This is a genomic window from Stenotrophomonas maltophilia group sp. RNC7, assembly GCF_030910085.1.
GTDB lineage: Bacteria > Pseudomonadota > Gammaproteobacteria > Xanthomonadales > Xanthomonadaceae > Stenotrophomonas > Stenotrophomonas sepilia.
This window is the reverse complement of sequence record NZ_JAVFVN010000606.1, coordinates 1-1,075: the sequence shown is the minus strand read 5'-3', so window position 1 is coordinate 1,075 and position 1,075 is coordinate 1. Positions and strand designations below refer to the sequence as shown.

Genomic DNA, 1,075 nt, shown 5'->3' with positions numbered 1-1,075 from the left:
GGCCGGCAGCGTCCAACGCTACATGGGTGGCGGCATGAACAGTGCGGACCAACGTTCCGCACTCATTACGGCCTGTGGTCGTACACGGCAGTGCAATGCACCGTTGCCGGCATGCACACGGCCGCTGGCCTACCCTTTCGTGGATATTCCCGTCTCCCTCCCCCACTGCTGGAGCCCCTCATGACAGTCCCCGCCTTCGGTCTTGGCACTTTCCGCCTCAAGGACCAGACCGTGATCGATTCCGTGCGCAACGCGCTGGAGGTCGGCTACCGCGCCATCGATACCGCGCAGATCTACGGCAACGAAGCCGAAGTCGGTCAGGCCATCGCCGATTCCGGCGTGCCGCGCGATGAGATCTACCTGACCACCAAGATCTGGATCACCGAGTTCAAGCGCGAAGCGCTGCTGGCCAGCCTGCGTACCAGTCTGGAAAAGCTGCGTACCGATCATGTGGACCTGGCACTGATCCACTGGCCGTCGCCGAACGGCAAGGTCGACGTGCCGATGGAGGAGTACCTGACCGCACTGGCCGAGGCCAAGGCACAGGGCCTGACGAAGGAGATCGGCATCTCCAACTTCACCATCGCGCAGACCCGCAAGGCGATCGGCATCCTGGGTGCCGGCGCCATCGCCACCAACCAGATCGAGATCCACCCGTACCTGCAGAACCGCCTGCTGGTGAAATTCCTGCAGGACAACGGCATCCACATCACCGCCTACATGAGCCTGGCCTATGGTGAGGTAATCAAGGACCCGGTGATCCAGGCCATCGCCGGCCGCCACCAGGCCACGCCGGCGCAGGTCGCGCTGGCCTGGGCGCTGCAGCAGGGCTTCTCGGTCATTCCGTCCTCGACCAGGCGCGACAACCTGGCCAGCAACCTGGAAGCGGCAGCGATCCGCCTGACCGACGAAGACATGGCACAGATCGCCAAGCTCGACCGCGGCCATCGCCTGGCCAACCCGGAAGGCATTGCGCCGGCCTGGGATTGAAGAGCGGCCGCCGGGCATGGCCCGGCGCTACCGGATACGCAGGGGTAGCGCCGGGCCATGCAGCTCGGAAGAGCGGCGGGGAGGG

1 protein-coding gene is annotated in these 1,075 nt (G+C 65.3%); it reads left to right on the top strand.

Going from position 1 to position 1,075, the window contains the following annotated elements:
• Window positions 1–180: 180 nt before the first annotated feature.
• Window positions 181–990: a 2,5-didehydrogluconate reductase DkgB gene (gene dkgB, locus RCF13_RS11695; protein WP_134969056.1), complete on the top strand. Its 810-nt coding sequence runs from the start codon at window positions 181–183 to the stop codon at window positions 988–990.
• Window positions 991–1,075 lie beyond the last annotated feature (85 nt).